This is a genomic window from Candidatus Kryptonium thompsonii (assembly GCF_001535985.1).
In the GTDB taxonomy this organism is placed as follows: Bacteria; Bacteroidota; Ignavibacteria; order Kryptoniales; family Kryptoniaceae; genus Kryptonium; species Kryptonium thompsonii.
Window position 1 is genome coordinate 310 of the sequence record NZ_CZVS01000051.1, and the last position, 14,347, is coordinate 14,656.

18 protein-coding genes are annotated in these 14,347 nt (G+C 37.9%); 10 read left to right on the forward strand and 8 right to left on the reverse strand.

Translation table 11 applies throughout. From position 1 onward, the window contains the following. The 5 genes from AWW78_RS07595 to rplU all read right to left on the reverse strand — a co-directional run. On the reverse strand, positions 1-523 hold a 523-nt coding region (locus AWW78_RS07595), incomplete at its 3' end, for a hypothetical protein (protein WP_218059851.1). A gap of 65 nt (positions 524-588) precedes the next feature. After that, a complete protein-coding gene (gene mdh, locus AWW78_RS07600) occupies positions 589-1,515 on the reverse strand; it encodes a malate dehydrogenase (RefSeq protein WP_047134773.1) in 927 nt (308 codons plus the stop codon). 34 nt (positions 1,516-1,549) lie between these two features. Then, positions 1,550-1,819 (reverse strand): 50S ribosomal protein L27, encoded by a 270-nt coding sequence (gene rpmA / locus AWW78_RS07605; RefSeq protein ID WP_047134774.1) that lies wholly within the window; start codon positions 1,817-1,819, stop codon positions 1,550-1,552. 27 nt (positions 1,820-1,846) lie between these two features. Further along, on the reverse strand, positions 1,847-2,305 hold the full coding sequence (locus AWW78_RS07610; RefSeq protein WP_047134775.1) for a hypothetical protein: 459 nt from the start codon (positions 2,303-2,305) through the stop codon (positions 1,847-1,849). Continuing rightward, positions 2,305-2,622: a 50S ribosomal protein L21 gene (gene rplU / locus AWW78_RS07615; RefSeq protein WP_047134776.1), complete on the reverse strand. Its 318-nt coding sequence runs from the start codon at positions 2,620-2,622 to the stop codon at positions 2,305-2,307. The genes AWW78_RS07610 and rplU overlap by 1 nt, the downstream gene beginning before the upstream one ends. Positions 2,623-2,767: 145 nt before the next feature. Here rplU and der point away from each other — a divergent pair, with 145 nt between their 5' ends. Continuing rightward, positions 2,768-4,081 (forward strand): ribosome biogenesis GTPase Der, encoded by a 1,314-nt coding sequence (gene der, locus AWW78_RS07620; RefSeq protein ID WP_047134777.1) that lies wholly within the window; start codon positions 2,768-2,770, stop codon positions 4,079-4,081. A 6-nt stretch (positions 4,082-4,087) separates the two neighbouring features. Here the strand turns inward: der and dtd are convergent, their stop codons facing one another. From dtd to AWW78_RS07635, 3 genes are read right to left on the reverse strand one after another with little or no spacing between them, the layout of a single operon-like run. Further along, positions 4,088-4,540, reverse strand: a complete 453-nt coding sequence (dtd, locus tag AWW78_RS07625; protein ID WP_047134778.1) for a D-aminoacyl-tRNA deacylase — start codon at positions 4,538-4,540, stop codon at positions 4,088-4,090. After that, the gene (gene prmC / locus AWW78_RS07630; protein WP_047134779.1) at positions 4,537-5,439 is read right to left on the reverse strand and encodes a peptide chain release factor N(5)-glutamine methyltransferase; all 903 of its coding nucleotides are present in this window, start codon (positions 5,437-5,439) and stop codon (positions 4,537-4,539) included. The genes dtd and prmC overlap by 4 nt, the downstream gene beginning before the upstream one ends. After that, positions 5,432-5,887 carry a Mut7-C RNAse domain-containing protein gene (locus AWW78_RS07635; protein WP_075426198.1) on the reverse strand — a complete coding sequence of 152 codons (456 nt, stop codon included), beginning with the start codon at positions 5,885-5,887 and terminating at the stop codon, positions 5,432-5,434. The genes prmC and AWW78_RS07635 overlap by 8 nt, the downstream gene beginning before the upstream one ends. A gap of 82 nt (positions 5,888-5,969) precedes the next feature. Here AWW78_RS07635 and AWW78_RS07640 point away from each other — a divergent pair, with 82 nt between their 5' ends. From AWW78_RS07640 to pheT, 9 genes are all read left to right on the forward strand, one after another. Beyond that, positions 5,970-6,527, forward strand: a complete 558-nt coding sequence (locus AWW78_RS07640; protein WP_047134789.1) for a 2'-5' RNA ligase family protein — start codon at positions 5,970-5,972, stop codon at positions 6,525-6,527. Positions 6,528-6,598: 71 nt separating this feature from the next. Beyond that, entirely contained in the window at positions 6,599-7,888 is a 1,290-nt protein-coding gene (eno, locus tag AWW78_RS07645; RefSeq protein WP_047134780.1) for a phosphopyruvate hydratase, read from the forward strand. Positions 7,889-7,971: 83 nt separating this feature from the next. Beyond that, positions 7,972-9,891, forward strand: a complete 1,920-nt coding sequence (gene thrS, locus AWW78_RS07650) for a threonine--tRNA ligase (protein ID WP_047134781.1) — start codon at positions 7,972-7,974, stop codon at positions 9,889-9,891. Positions 9,892-9,894: 3 nt separating this feature from the next. After that, positions 9,895-10,401 (forward strand): hypothetical protein, encoded by a 507-nt coding sequence (locus tag AWW78_RS07655; protein ID WP_047134782.1) that lies wholly within the window; start codon positions 9,895-9,897, stop codon positions 10,399-10,401. A 26-nt stretch (positions 10,402-10,427) separates the two neighbouring features. After that, positions 10,428-11,042: a translation initiation factor IF-3 gene (gene infC / locus AWW78_RS07660; protein ID WP_075426199.1), complete on the forward strand. Its 615-nt coding sequence runs from the start codon at positions 10,428-10,430 to the stop codon at positions 11,040-11,042. Next, positions 10,999-11,193, forward strand: a complete 195-nt coding sequence (rpmI, locus tag AWW78_RS07665) for a 50S ribosomal protein L35 (protein WP_047134784.1) — start codon at positions 10,999-11,001, stop codon at positions 11,191-11,193. The genes infC and rpmI overlap by 44 nt, the downstream gene beginning before the upstream one ends. A gap of 31 nt (positions 11,194-11,224) precedes the next feature. After that, a complete protein-coding gene (gene rplT / locus AWW78_RS07670; RefSeq protein ID WP_047134785.1) occupies positions 11,225-11,569 on the forward strand; it encodes a 50S ribosomal protein L20 in 345 nt (114 codons plus the stop codon). 105 nt (positions 11,570-11,674) lie between these two features. Continuing rightward, positions 11,675-12,685: a phenylalanine--tRNA ligase subunit alpha gene (gene pheS / locus AWW78_RS07675; protein WP_047134786.1), complete on the forward strand. Its 1,011-nt coding sequence runs from the start codon at positions 11,675-11,677 to the stop codon at positions 12,683-12,685. A gap of 27 nt (positions 12,686-12,712) precedes the next feature. Then, positions 12,713-14,347: phenylalanine--tRNA ligase subunit beta (pheT, locus tag AWW78_RS07680; RefSeq protein WP_047134787.1), on the forward strand; the 1,635-nt coding region annotated here is incomplete at its 3' end.

Genomic DNA, 14,347 nt, shown 5'->3' on the forward strand with positions numbered 1-14,347 from the left:
CGTGAGTTACGATATTACCAGTTATGTTGATTTTTATGTTTAATGGGACAAGCTGTCCTTGATAATTTACTGTAATCGTTGTGTCCAAGTTTAAGATAGTATATGGTTCATTTAAATTTCCAGAAGCTTTTACAAATGGAACCCATCGTCTATATTCAAAACCTGGAATCCCAACTTCACCTGTTAGATCTATCCATGCATAAAGATATTCTCCCTCAAGATAAACAAGGAGTGTGTCAACCTCAATGTTTCTATCGTCATATTTAAATGAATCAATCACAACGTATGGATTTTTTCCTTGGAACTGAATTTGCCCAACTATTGTCATTGATGAGTTGAATTCCGTGCCATTGATTTTAGTTCCAGCGGTGTCAATTTCATACCCTGAATAATACCAAACATTGCCAACTTTAAGTGGGAAAAGATTTGATGGAATTGTTTCAATGATCGGCGTGGTCTCTTTTTTGCAACCCCCAAAGATAAAAGCAAAAAATATTAAAAGGGTTATTACTTTTCTTGCCATATTTTGCCCCCATTAATTTAGTTTTAAAATAAAAAGCGGGCAAATTCTTGCCCGCTTAAAAATTTTTAGTCAAACTTTAACGAATCAATTATCTTCTTAACTCTGGATGCAGAAGCGTATAAAGCTTGTTTTTCTTCATCTGTGAGTTTTAATTCAATTATCTCCTCAACACCCTTTCTTCCAAGTTTAACTGGAACACCAATGAAGACATCGTTTAATCCATACTCTCCTTGGAGTAAGACAGAACATGGCAGGATGCGCTTTTTGTCTTTTACAATTGATTCAACCATTTCAACGATCGCAGATGCAGGAGCGTAGTAAGCACTTCCTGTTTTCAGATAACTTACAATTTCAGCTCCACCTTCACGAGTTCTTTTAACAAGTTGGTCGATTTTTTCTTTTGGAAGTAGTTCAGAGATTGGAATTCCCGCAACTGTTGTATATCTTACCAACGGAACCATATCATCACCGTGCCCGCCCAAGACAAATGCGTAAACATCTTCAACGGAGACATTCAATTCCATTGCGATGAAAGTTCTAAACCTTGCAGTATCAAGCACGCCTGCCATACCTATAACTCTGTGTCTCTCAAACCCGCTTATCTTCCATGCTGTATACGCCATAACATCAAGTGGATTGGTAACAACAATAATGATGGCGTTAGGTGATTTTTCGATTGATTTAAGTGTTGCTTCTTTAACAATTCCAAAATTCGTGTTCAAAAGATCTTCTCTACTCATTCCAGGTTTTCTGGCAACCCCAGCGGTTATTATTACGATGTCTGAATTAGCAGTTTCATCATATCCATTAGTCCCTATAACTTTTACATCAACTCCGGTTATCGGGGTTGACTCATACATATCAAGTCCCTTACCTTGTGGGATTCCCTCAACGATATCGACAAGAACAACCTCATTTGCAAGTTCGTTGTCAACTATTTTTTGTGCTGTTGTTGCACCAACATTTCCTGCTCCAACTATTGTGATTTTCATTGTATAACCCTCCCGGTTTATTTTAACAAAGGTGCTAATTGCTTGCTACTTCAACTGGGTAAACGCTAACCATTTGTTTGTCTTTTGTTAGGTATTCAAATTTGACAATTCCATCAATCTTTGCAAAAAGTGTATAATCTTTACCCATACCAACATTTAAACCAGGTTTGAATTTTGTGCCCCTTTGTCTGACGATTATATTTCCTGCTCTTACGAATTCACCTCCAAATCTTTTGACTCCAAGTCGTTTGGAGTTGCTATCCCTTCCGTTTTGGGATGAACCGCCACCTTTTTTATGCGCCATATTGATTCACCTCACTTTTTTAGTTTTTTATTTTATCAAACTTGCAACTTTTGATTCAAGTGCAGCGAGTCGTTCTCTTATTTGAATTGCAATATCGATCTTTTCGTCAAGACGTTTTATCTCTGTCCTAAACTCAGTCTTAAATGCGTCTAATTCGCTGCGAACATTATCAATATCTTTTTTCAGTCCGGAAATATCGGCTTTTAATTCATTTTTTAATCCGGAAATCTCAGTTTTTAATTCATTACGAACAAGTTCAATTTTTTCATCAACTCGCCTAAGCCCAGAATCAATTTTTTCATCGAGTCGAGTAAGTCCAGAATCGATTTTTTGTTCAAGTCGTCCAAGTCCAGAATCAATTTTTTCATCAAGTCTTTTAATTTCTGAATCAAATCTCGTCCTTAACTCCTGAATGCTTGATTTAATATCGTGAAGTTCTGGAACTATAAGCTCTTGAATTATTTTTGCTACATCTACCTTTGGCATTAACTTTCAAAGTAAATTTTATTGATTTCGATTTGGGTATAGTTTTGGCGATGTCCTTTTGTTACTTTATAACCTTTGCGACGCTTTTTCTTAAAAACGATAATTTTTTCTCCCTTTACATGGTCAAGAACCGTTGCTTCAACAAAAGCTCCGTGTACATATGGATTTCCGATATAAGTTTTTTCGCCGTCTTGAAGTAAAAGGACATTCTCAAGTTTAATTTTGCTTCCGGGTTCTTCTTCAAGTTTTTGAACGAAAATTTTATCGGACTCCTTCACCTTGTATTGATGCCCACCAATTTTTATAACTGCAAGCATCTTTCCCTTGCATTTGTTTTGAATTTAATGTAACTAAATTTAGTAAATCGAGCCCAAAAAAGCAATAAATTTTGATTATCTTTTTGTTCTTTTTAACTTTAAAACTCTGGACAGTAAACCCAACTAAATTTCTTCGAATTTTTAAATGGGAAAGAGCGTAATCGCCATAGTAGGAAGACCAAATGTAGGGAAATCGACGCTTTTCAACAGAATTATTGGTGAACGAGACGCCATTGTCGATCCAAAGAGCGGTGTCACCCGAGACAGACATTATGGGACAGCTGAATGGAACGGCAAAAGATTTTCAATTATAGACACGGGCGGATATGTCCCTGATTCTGACAATGTTTTTGAGGCAGCCATAAGAGAGCAGGTTCAAATTGCAATTGATGAGGCGGATGTGATAATTTTCGTCGTCGATGCGATTTCTGGGGTTACACCTATAGACATTGAAATAGCAAAGATGTTAAGACAAACAAAAAAGAAAGTTGTGCTTGCGGTGAATAAAATTGATAACGAAAGACTTGAACTGTATTCAGCTCAATTTTACGAACTTGGGCTTGGGGATCCATTCCCAATATCAGCACTTCATGGGAGAAAGGTAGGTGATTTTCTTGATGAGGTAGTCAAAGATTTGCCTGAGGTGAGTGAAGAAGTTCAAGGTGTTGAAAACCAGATAAAAGTTGCCATCGTTGGGCAGCCAAATGTTGGAAAATCTTCGTTTGTGAACGCTGTTCTCGGCGAAAATAGAATAATTGTAACCGATATACCTGGAACAACTCGAGATTCCATTGATACATCTTTTGAATATAACGGGGTTAATTTTGTTCTCATTGATACAGCTGGATTGAGAAGGAGAAGCAAAATTAAAGAAAGTATAGAATTTTACAGCGCTATAAGAGCTTTAAAGGCACTTGAAAGATGTGATGTTGCAGTTGTCATGCTTGACGCAACATGTGGTCTTGAAAGGCAGGATTTGAGAATCGTTGGAGAAGCTGCAGATTTGAAGAAGGGAATTATAATTGCCGTAAACAAGTGGGATCTTATCGAGAAGGATTCAAATACCGCCCTTGAATATGAGCATGCCCTTAGGGAAAGGTTAAAAGTCTTTGATTATGTTCCCATTTTATTCATATCGGCGAAGACAAAACAAAGAATTTTTAAAGTTCTTGATTTTGCAAAGGTTGTTTATGATGAAAGAAATAAAAAAGTAAAAACAAGCGAACTCAACAAAGTTTTATTCCCAATCGTTAAGGAAACTCCACCGCCAGCGGTTTCTGGTAGGGAGATAAAAATTAAGTATGTCACACAGGTTAAAACCGCACCACCCGTATTTGCGTTCTTCGCAAATTTCCCCGACGATATTCCAGAACATTATAGGAGATTTCTTGAAAACAAGATCCGAGAGCATTTTGGGTTTGTTGGTGTGCCCTTGACTATTGTATTTAAAAAGAAGTGATGTTTTCTATTTTTCTTTGCTTTCAACTAGTAAAGTTACAGGACCATCGTTTATTATCTCAACAATCATCATCGCCTTGAAGACGCCCGTTTTTACTTTTTCTTCTCCCATTGCTTGCTTGAGGTATTCAACAAATTTATTGTACAAAATTTCTGCCTCTTCTGGCTTTGAGGCTTGTGTAAAGTCAGGTCTATTACCATGTCTTGTATCTCCGTAAAGTGTGAATTGTGATACCACGAGAGCTTCTCCATTCACATCTTTTACAGATAAATTCATTCTTTTGTTTTCATCGTCGAAAATTCTAAGATTTGCACATTTGTTCGCAAGATATTTTGCATCTTCCTCCGTATCCCCATTTTTTACGCCGAGCAAAATTACAATTCCTTTTCCAATTTGACTATAAATTGAACCATCAATTGTCACGCTACCTCGAATAACTCTTTGGACAAGCGCTCTCATCTTTTTTCAACCTTTATTTTTGCAACCCTTTCAATTCCAAGATAATCGTTAAAAATTTCAATTTGATTGCATCCGATGTCATTGAAGATTTTTTTAACTTTTTCAGATTGACCGTAAGCCATTTCAACAAAGATGAAACCAACATTTGAGATGATTTCCCTTCCGACATCGGCAATTCTTTTATAAAAACTCAATCCGTTTGCCCCGTTGGTAATTGCAATTTTAGGCTCAAAATTCTTTATCTCATCCTGTAAACTTTCAAATTCATCAATGGCTACATATGGCGGATTAGAAACAATTATGTCAAATTGATTTTTAAATTTAGATGCGAATTTTTCATCAAACAGATCAAACTGGATAAATTGAACATTTTTGACATCGTTTAAGATGGCGTTTTCATTTGCAACTTTAATTATCCCTTCGCTTATATCAATTCCGACCACAAAAACTTTATCTTTCAGAAACTTCGCCAGACTTATGGCTATGTTTCCGCTTCCAGTTCCGATATCAAGCACTTTAACTGGCGTGTTAGGAAATTCTTTTTTAATTGTCTCTATCGCTTTCTCAACAAGGATTTCGGTTTCTGGTCTTGGGATTAAAACATTGGGCGTCAATTTAAACTCAAGCCCCATAAACTCAGCTTTACCGATAATATATTGAAGTGGTTCTCTTTTCACCCTTCTCGTTATCAATCCCCTTAATTCTTCAAGCTCTTTTTTTGCGAGAGGTTTTTCAAAATTAATGTATAAATCAACCCGTTTGCAGTTTAGAACATGGCAGAGCATTAATTCAATTGTTAATCTTGACTCATCAATTCCTTTTGATTTAAGGTATTCAGTTCCCCAGTTTATTATGTCAATTATTCGCCAAGTCTTTGTTTCAGTTTTATTTTTATCCATTTTTAATTTCGTTTAAAATTTTAACGATTCTTGTAGTATGTGAACCATTCCAATAAATTTTGCCACATTTTGGACATTGATAGAACTCTTCAAATGACTTAGCCGTCTCTTCGGGAATTAGATTTATAATGCTTGATTTCTCAACTTCAACTATTTCAGTGTTGCAAATTGAACAGCGAGAAAACAAATTTGTTTCGGTGTCAAGGTGTAAATTTTTGATGACTTCATTTAGCTGTTCTTTAAACTTCTCAGCTTTTATGATGTAGAAATTTTTTGCTCCAAATTCTTCAGCAACTCTTTTGCTTCGGGTTAGAAAAACTCTTTCTTCTTCATTTGCGATTTTGACGAGTTCCTTTGTTGAAAGTTTTGGATTATAAATTGTATCGTATCCAAGTAGTCGCAACCACCTTGCAAGTTTGCCAAGCATTACATCTGCAACAAATCGCATAGATGTGAGATTTACTTTTGTTTTTCAGGTTTTAAATTAAAAAATTAGCGATGGATTTGCAATAGAGTTGGATTTCAAATTTATGACGAAAAAGAACGCAAAGAAAACACATAAAACTGCTGTTGTTATAATTCCACCAGAAGATGTGTGGGATCCAATTCAAAAGATAAGAGAAAAGTATGACAGACAATTTAGAAGATGGATGCCACATATAACATTGATTTATCCGTTTAGACCTTTTGAGGAGTTTGAAAGGGTTTATGTGGAATTTGAAAATGTGTGTAGGGGTATCAAAAGTTTTGAGGTTGAGCTTGTCGAGATTAGATTTTTTCAACATTATAAGGAAAGTTATACGATGTGGCTTGCACCCCAACCCTTTGATGAAATTGTGAAGTTACAGGAGAGATTGCAGGCTATCGTTCCAGATTGTGATGATGTGCGTAGGTTTGAGGGTGGTTTCACTCCACATTTGAGCATTGGGCAGGTTAAGGGGAAGGATAAACTTAAAAATTTGTTGAGGGAACTTCAAAGTTCTTGGAAGCCTGTCAAGTTCAATGTAAGCTCTATTTTCTTTATTTGGAGGGACGATCCACCTGATGATGTTTTTAGAGTTTGGAGGGAAGTGAAATTTGGGAGTTGAACAATTGTTTTTTCTGATTTTTGTTGGTATAATTAAAAGGTTTCACTTAAAAACAAAATTTGTAAAGAAAGATGTCCACAACGATAGTTGACATTCAAGCACGTGAAATTCTTGACTCAAGGGGTAATCCGACCATTGAGGTAGATGTTTATTTAGAGTCGGGTGCGATGGGCAGAGCTGCGGTTCCAAGCGGGGCTTCAACTGGGGAGAACGAAGCTCTTGAGTTAAGGGATGGGGATCCAAAAAGATATTTGGGCAAGGGTGTATTAAAAGCGGTTGAAAATGTTAATAACATCATTGCTGATGAGCTTGAAGGTTGGGATGCTTTTGATCAGGTTGGCATTGATAGGTTTTTAATTCAACTTGATGGAACTCCAAATAAATCTCGGCTTGGTGCGAACGCAATTCTTGGTGTTTCACTTGCGGTGGCAAAAGCGGTTGCAAATCATTTGGGCATACCGCTTTACAGATACATCGGCGGTGTTAATGCTAAAGTTTTACCCGTTCCGTTGATGAATATTTTAAACGGTGGGAAGCATGCAGATAATAATGTTGATATTCAAGAATTTATGATCGCACCTGTAAATGCACCTTCGTTTTCGGAGGCTTTGAGGATAGGTGTGGAGGTTTTCCACTCTCTTAAATCTGTTTTGAAATCAAAGGGTTATAATACTGCTGTTGGGGATGAAGGTGGATTTGCTCCAAATTTAAAATCAAATGTCGAAGCTATAGAAGTTATACTGGAGGCGATTGAGAAATCTGGTTATAAGGCTGGGGTTGATGTTTATTTGGCTCTTGATTGTGCAGCCAGTGAATTTTATCAAGATGGCAAATATGTTTTTTTCAAGTCGGATAAGTCCCAAAAAACATCTGAGCAAATGGTGAAATTTTATGAAGAGCTCGTCAAACAGTACCCAATTATTTCAATTGAAGATGGGATGTCGGAGCATGATTGGGAGGGGTGGAAAATGTTAACGGAAGCACTTGGCGATAAGGTTCAACTTGTTGGTGATGATATTTTTGTGACAAACATTGAGATATTTTCCAAGGGAATTGAATCTGGAATAGCGAATTCAATTTTGATAAAATTGAATCAGATTGGCACTTTGACAGAAACGCTTGATTGTATTGAGCTTGCGAAGAAAAACGGTTATACCGCTATTGTAAGTCACAGATCTGGGGAAACAGAGGATACAACGATTGCAGATCTTGTTGTTGCAACAAATGTTGGTCAAATAAAAACTGGCTCAGCTTCAAGGACGGATAGGATTGCGAAGTATAACCAGTTATTGAGGATTGAGGAGGAACTTGGTGAGGATGCCGTTTTTGCGGGGTTAAGGGCTTTTAAGGTTTCAAGGTAAAGGGTTAGCAAGTTTGATTTTGCCCCCGATTTTTATTATTTTTACAAAAATTTTGCAGGAAAACCCAAAAGTTTTTGATTTTTATGGAGAAAATAAAGGTTAAATTGCCTGATAATAGTGTTTTGGAGGTAGATAAAGGGACGACACCTTTGCAGATAGCTGAAATTTTAAGCAAGCGGCTTGCTAAGGATGCAGTTGCGGCAAAAGTTAACGGTGTTGTGATAGATCTTACTCGTCCACTTGAGGAGGATTGCGAACTTCAAATCTTGACTTTTGATGATCCTGAAGGTAGGGAAGTATTTTGGCATAGTTCAGCTCACCTTATGGCACATGCGATTGAAGAACTTTTCCCAGGTGCAAAGTTTGGCGTTGGTCCACCAATTGAAGATGGATTTTATTACGATGTTGATGTTGATAAACCGCTTACAGTGGAAGATCTTGCTAAAATTGAGGAAAAGATGAAAGAGCTTGCACAAAGGGATGAGCCTTATGTTAGAAAAGTTGTCACGAAAGAAGAAGCGCTTGAATTTTTTAAAAAGAAGGGCGATCCATATAAAGTTGAAATCATAGAGCAAATTGAGGATAATGATATAATAACCTTATATAGCGAGGGAAGTTTTACTGATCTATGTCGTGGCCCGCATTTGCCATCAACTGGGAAGATAAAATATGTTAAGTTGCTAAGCATTGCGGGAGCTTATTGGCGTGGCGATGCAAAGAATAAAATGTTGCAGAGGGTTTATGGCGTTGCTTATCCGAAAAAGGAACTCCTTGATGAGCATCTAAGACGACTTGAGGAGGCGAAGAAAAGGGATCACAGACGGCTTGGGAAGGAGCTTGAGCTTTTTGTTTTTCATGATATTGCTCCAGGTGCACCTTTTTGGTTGCCTAAGGGGATGATCATTTTCCGTGAGCTTGAGAAATTTATTCGTGAAGAACTCGACAAGCGTGGTTATGAGGAAATTTCAACTCCAATCCTTGTAAAGAAAGATCTATGGGAGAAATCGGGACATTGGGAGCATTACAAAGAAAATATGTTTGTGCTTGAAGTTGAAGATGAAATTTATTCTTTAAAGCCGATGAATTGCCCTGAGAGTACGTATGTCTATAAGATGCGAACAAGGAGCTATAGAGATTTACCACTGCGACTTGCGGAGATAGGAAGATTACACAGGAATGAAATTTCGGGTGCTCTTGGTGGAATGTTTCGCGTTAGGCAAATAACGATGGATGATGCGCATATTTATTGTAGGCCAGATCAAATTTTAAACGAGATAAATGAGCTAATTGATTTTATAAATTATGTTTACGGAATTTTCAAGTTTCAACCAGCGTATTATCTTTCAACGAAGCCTGATAACGCAATGGGAGATCCAGCCTTGTGGGAGCAGGCTGAACAAGCGTTGAAGATGGCACTTGAGCAAAACGGGATAAAGTATGGGTTAAAAGAGAAAGAAGGGGCATTTTACGGTCCTAAAATAGATGTTCAAATTAAGGATGCGCTTGGCAGAGATTGGCAGGTTGCAACGATTCAGCTTGACTTTGTGATGTTGCCTGAAAGATTTGATTTAACTTACATTGATGTTGATGGCCAACCGAAGCGACCAGTTGCAATTCATAGAGCGATATTTGGTTCTTTTGAAAGATTTGTTGGGATTTTGACTGAACATTTTGCAGGTAATTTCCCGGTTTGGCTTGCGCCAGTTCAAGTTGCGGTTTTGCCGATAACTGATGCACAAAACGATTATGCAAAAACAATTTGGGAGAAACTTAAACAGCAGAAAATTCGGGCGGAAATCGATTTGAGAAATGAGAAGATAACTTACAAGATAAGGGAAGCAGAGACCAAAAAGATTCCATATATGCTTATAATTGGTGAGAAAGAGAGAACAAGTGGGACAGTTTCGATAAGAAGGCATGGCAAGGGAGATCTTGGAGTGTTTGATTTGGAAAGTTTTATATCCCGAATTAAATTTGAGATAGAAAGCAAAGTTGTGGAGTGAGTGATGAGCTTTTATGAGATACTTACGCTTGGTGGAGTGATGGCGACAATTCTTGGCATATTTTTAACTTTGTATGCAATTATAAACAATAAAACTTTGAAAGCTGAGGCAAGGAACACGAACGAGCTTATAAATCAATTCAGGAAGGAACATCACGAGACAGTGCGAATTATGTCCGGAAATCTTGATGAGTTTAGAAAAGAGCATCGTGAGACGATGCGAGTTATGTTGGAAAATCTTGAAGAGTTCAGGAAGGAGCATCGCGAGACGATGCGGATTATGTTGGAGAATCTCGATGAGTTTAGGAGGGAGCATCGTGAAACGATGCGGGTTATGTTGGAAAATCTCGAAGAGTTTAGGAAAGAGCATCGCGAGACAATACGAGTTATGTCTGAAAAGCTTGATGAGTTCAGAAAATCGCATGAGGAAACCATTAGATATATTGCAAATTTGATTGTCACAAACGGTGAGAGGACGAGACAGCAAATAAGGAAAAAAGCAAAGCGTTAAATTTCAAAACAACAAGGGGAGCTGCCATAGAGAAAGAATTACGCGTTAATGAACAAATCAAGGTCCCACGAGTTAGAGTAATAGATGAAAATGGGCAGTCAATTGGTATAATGAGCACGCGTGACGCGTTAAGGTTAGCTGAGGAGAGAGGTTATGATCTTGTTGAAGTTGCTCCCCAGGCTAATCCGCCTGTTTGCAGGTTGATGGATTATGGGAAGTACAAGTATGAAAAGCAAAAGGAAGAGAAGCTTCACAAAAAGCAAAGAGCAGCTGCTGTTCTGAAAGAGTTGAGGTTTCATCCAAATATGGGCGAGCATGATTTTCAGTTTAAAGCGCGTCATGCGAGAGAATTCATACTTGATGGACACAAGGTTAAAGCGCAGGTTATTTTTAAAGGTAGAGAAATTTTGCACACGGAGTTTGGAGAAAAGATATTAAAAAGATTGATCGAGTTTTTATCCGATGTTGCACGGGTTGAACAAGATATAAAGCTTGAGGGAAGTTCAATGAGTGTTTTATTTGCACCGGATAAAAGGAAAATTCAGATGTTAAAAGAGCAGGAAGAAAAAAATAAACAATCTGGAGGACAAAAGAGCAATGCCGAAGGTGAAGAGCAATCGCGCAGCAATGAAGCGCTTTAAAGTTACAGCGACTGGAAAGATAAAAAGACAAAAAGCTGGTAGAAGTCACCTTGCTACAGGTAAATCAAGAAAAAGAAAAAGGCAGCTTCGCAAGCCAACGCTTGTGCATCCATATGAAGAGAAAAGAATTAAACAATTGATTCTGGCTTGATTTTTTAAAATTAAATTTGGTGAGTGAAAAGATGAGAGCAACAAATAAACCTGCTTCAAGGAGAAGGAGAAAGAAGATACTTGAAAGGGCGAAAGGATTCTGGGGAATGCGTGGCAATACCCTAAGGCAAGCTAAAGATCATGTTGCAAAGGCACTTCAATACTCATATCGCGACAGAAGAACAAAGAAGCGAGAATTTAGAAGACTTTGGATAGCAAGGATAAACGCAGCAGCAAGATTAAATGGAACCACTTATTCAAAACTTATTTCAGCTTTAAGAAAGAAGCAGGTTGAAATTAATCGAAAGATGCTAGCTGATCTTGCTGTGAATAATCCTGATGCTTTTTCAGAAGTCGTGAAATTTGCATTTAGTTAAAATTTTGCTCCCATCATTCGGGTTATTTGATGTTGTTTAATCCCGAAGATGGGAGTTTTTTTATTTGAATTGACAAATTTGAACAAAGATCGGCATAAATTGAAAATGATTAATCAGATTGAAGAAGTTAAAAAGAAGTTCCTTGAGGAAATTGAAACCGTAAAAGACGAGAAACAGCTTGAGGAATTTAGAGTCAAATACCTTGGGCGAAGGGGGATAATTCAAACATTATTTGATAAGCTTAAAGAAATTCCACGCGAGGAAAAACCAACGATTGGGAAATTTTTAAACGAATTTAAAGAACTTGCGCAGATAAAATTTGATGAGAAAAGGAAAGAAATTGAAAGTGGGAAACGAAAGGTTGGTGAGTTAGTTGACTTAACGATTCCGGGTAGGTTTAAATACACCGGTAGAAAGCATCCGCTTACGCAGACACTTGAAGAAATAAAGAAAATTTTTGTCGCGATGGGTTTTGAAATTGCTTCAGGTCCGGAGATTGAAGATGACTATCACAATTTTGAGGCACTTAATATCCCCCCTGAACATCCGGCGAGAGATATGCAAGATACGTTTTTTATCAAAGAGAATATAATTCTGCGAACCCACACATCGCCAGTTCAAATAAGGGTTATGGAATCAAAACAACCGCCAGTTAGAATCATTGCCCCGGGAAGGGTTTACAGGAATGAGGCAATAAGTGCAAGAAGCTATTGTTTATTTCATCAAGTTGAGGGTTTGTATGTTGATGAAGGTGTTTCTTTTGCGGAATTGAAGGGGACATTGCTTTCATTTGCAAAACAAATGTTTGGAAGTAGTGTCAAGTTGAGGTTCAGGCCAAGTTTTTTCCCATTCACTGAACCAAGCGCGGAAGTTGATGTAAGTTGCTTTATCTGTGGGGGCAAGGGCTGTAGGGTTTGTAAATACGGTGGATGGCTTGAAATTCTTGGTTGTGGTATGGTTGATCCAAATGTTTTTAAGTTTGTTGGTTATGATTCTGAAAAATACACCGGCTACGCCTTTGGGATGGGAGTTGAAAGAATAGCAATGTTGAAGTATGGAATTGATGACATAAGATTGTTTTATGAGAACGATTTTAGGTTCCTTGAGCAGTTTTAGTTTTGAAAATAAAATTAGACTTTGAAAGTGAAGATTTCGCACAAGTGGTTGAAAAATTATATTGATCTTGAAGCAGAGCCTGAAGAGGTCAAGGAGAAACTTACAATGCTTGGGCTCGAGGTTGAAAGTGTTGATTATCCTGGGGAAAAGTTTAAGAATTTTTATGTTGGTGAAGTTCTTGAAGTTAGCAAGCATCCGAACGCGGATAAATTAACAGTTTGTAGAGTTAGGGTTGGGAAAGATACTCTTCAGATAATTTGTGGCGCGCCGAATGTCGCTGCGGGTCAAAAAGTCCCTGTTGCTTTGGTAGGTGCAGTTATCCCGCGAAATCAACATGACCCGGAGGGGAAGCCGTTTGTTTTAACGAAAGCGAAAATCCGCGGGGTTGAATCATACGGGATGATTTGTTCGGAATTTGAACTTGGGCTTGGGGATGATAAGGAGGGGATAATGGTTCTTGAACCCAATGCGCAAGTTGGTCAACCGCTTGCGGAATATTTTGGGCTTGACGATGTTATTTACGATATTAGCGTAACTCCAAATCGCCCAGATTGTTTAAGTCATATCGGGGTTGCTCGTGAGCTTGCGGTTGCTTTCGGATTGAAGCTAAAAAAACCCGAATTTAAGGTTGTTGAATCCGACAAGCGAATTACAGATTACGCTTCTGTTGAAATTATTGATACATTAAACTGTCCAAGGTATGCAGCGAGGGTTGTTTTAAATGTTAAGGTTGAACCTTCCCCGAAATGGTTGCAGGATTACCTTAGGGCTGTTGGTTTAAGGCCGATAAATAACATTGTTGATATAACTAATTTCGTTCTTTATGAAGTTGGTCATCCACTCCATGCGTTTGATTATGATAAATTAGCGGGGCATAAAATTGTTGTTAAGTGCGCTAATGATGGAGAAGTTTTTATAACGCTTGATGGTAAGGCGAGGGTGTTAAGAAAAGACACCTTAATGATATGCGATGCTGAAAAGCCAGTTGCAATTGCAGGTGTAATGGGAGGAGCCAATACAGAGATAACAGATGAAACCAAAAATGTTCTGATTGAGAGCGCCTATTTTAACCCAATTAGCATAAGAAGAACTTCAAAATATCTCGGTTTATCAACAGATGCATCATACAGGTTTGAAAGGGGCGCTGACCCTGAAGCAGTGATATGGGCGGTGAACCGAGCAGCTCAACTTATGGCTGAAATCGCTGGCGGCGAAGTTCTTCAGGGCGTAATTGATGTTTATCCAGTTGAGATTAAACCTAAAGTTGTTAGCCTAAGGTTTTCAAGGTTGAATTCCGTTATCGGGTTTGAATTTTCGCAGGATGATGTTGTAAAAATACTTGAAGGGCTTGAACTTGAGATTTTAAATCGTGATGAAAAAAGTTTAACTGTAAAAGTTCCAACTTTTAGAGTTGACATTGAGAGGGAAATTGACCTAATTGAGGAGGTTGCAAGAGTTTATGGGTATGATAGAATTCCCGATAAAATGCGATCCGTGGTTCATTTTTCTACCGAGAAGGTAAAGGTAGATTTCCATAATTTTGTTCGTGAAAGGTTGATCGGGGCTGGCTTTAAAGAGGTCGTGACAAACAGCATGCTTGACGAAGAAAAAGCAAGTCTTCTCGGAGAAAATTTTGTCAAGGTTTTAAATCCGTTGAGCCGA

What these genes read in the sequence shown, in the direction of transcription:
- rplT (WP_047134785.1), top strand. Translation starts at nt 11,225, where the DNA reads ATGAGAGCAACAAATAAACCTGCTTCAAGGAGAAGGAGAAAGAAGATA.
- prmC (WP_047134779.1), bottom strand. Translation starts at nt 5,439, where the DNA reads ATGGATAAAAATAAAACTGAAACAAAGACTTGGCGAATAATTGACATA.
- AWW78_RS07640 (WP_047134789.1), top strand. Translation starts at nt 5,970, where the DNA reads ATGACGAAAAAGAACGCAAAGAAAACACATAAAACTGCTGTTGTTATA.
- pheS (WP_047134786.1), top strand. Translation starts at nt 11,675, where the DNA reads ATGATTAATCAGATTGAAGAAGTTAAAAAGAAGTTCCTTGAGGAAATT.
- rpmI (WP_047134784.1), top strand. Translation starts at nt 10,999, where the DNA reads ATGCCGAAGGTGAAGAGCAATCGCGCAGCAATGAAGCGCTTTAAAGTT.
- AWW78_RS07635 (WP_075426198.1), bottom strand. Translation starts at nt 5,887, where the DNA reads ATGCGATTTGTTGCAGATGTAATGCTTGGCAAACTTGCAAGGTGGTTG.
- mdh (WP_047134773.1), bottom strand. Translation starts at nt 1,515, where the DNA reads ATGAAAATCACAATAGTTGGAGCAGGAAATGTTGGTGCAACAACAGCA.
- thrS (WP_047134781.1), top strand. Translation starts at nt 7,972, where the DNA reads ATGGAGAAAATAAAGGTTAAATTGCCTGATAATAGTGTTTTGGAGGTA.
- rpmA (WP_047134774.1), bottom strand. Translation starts at nt 1,819, where the DNA reads ATGGCGCATAAAAAAGGTGGCGGTTCATCCCAAAACGGAAGGGATAGC.
- dtd (WP_047134778.1), bottom strand. Translation starts at nt 4,540, where the DNA reads ATGAGAGCGCTTGTCCAAAGAGTTATTCGAGGTAGCGTGACAATTGAT.
- eno (WP_047134780.1), top strand. Translation starts at nt 6,599, where the DNA reads ATGTCCACAACGATAGTTGACATTCAAGCACGTGAAATTCTTGACTCA.
- rplU (WP_047134776.1), bottom strand. Translation starts at nt 2,622, where the DNA reads ATGCTTGCAGTTATAAAAATTGGTGGGCATCAATACAAGGTGAAGGAG.
- AWW78_RS07610 (WP_047134775.1), bottom strand. Translation starts at nt 2,305, where the DNA reads ATGCCAAAGGTAGATGTAGCAAAAATAATTCAAGAGCTTATAGTTCCA.
- der (WP_047134777.1), top strand. Translation starts at nt 2,768, where the DNA reads ATGGGAAAGAGCGTAATCGCCATAGTAGGAAGACCAAATGTAGGGAAA.
- AWW78_RS07655 (WP_047134782.1), top strand. Translation starts at nt 9,895, where the DNA reads ATGAGCTTTTATGAGATACTTACGCTTGGTGGAGTGATGGCGACAATT.